A 297-nucleotide genomic window follows, 5' to 3' on the forward strand; every position below is an offset into this window, starting at 1 on the left:
CGCGCCGTCCACCCCGGTGTCGCGAGGGCGGTGAACCGTCGGGCGGCCAGACGTGCCGCGCGTTCGGCGGCCGCGGGATCATGGCGCAGCAGTGACCGCGCCAGGTGGAACTCCGCCTCGCCGCGCGCCTGCCGCATGCGCTGCGCCCCGAACTGCACGGCCACCCGCCCGAGCAGCACCTCCGCCTCGGTCGTCAGGCCCGCGTCGCGGAGCACCTCGGCCCGATCGAGGTCGGCGATCGCGGCGGCCAGGTCGCTCGCCTCCGCCAGGGCGGGGCGGGAGCGGGTCATGAGCGCG

The 297-nt window shown here is 78.1% G+C and carries 1 pseudogene; it reads right to left on the reverse strand.

Going from position 1 to position 297, the window contains the following annotated elements:
* Window positions 1-290, reverse strand: a pseudogene (locus tag DW299_RS03810) (CHAT domain-containing protein); the annotation flags it as partial.
* Window positions 291-297 lie beyond the last annotated feature (7 nt).

It is taken from the genome of Microbacterium sp. K35 (genome assembly GCF_004794375.1).
GTDB lineage: Bacteria > Actinomycetota > Actinomycetes > Actinomycetales > Microbacteriaceae > Microbacterium > Microbacterium sufflavum.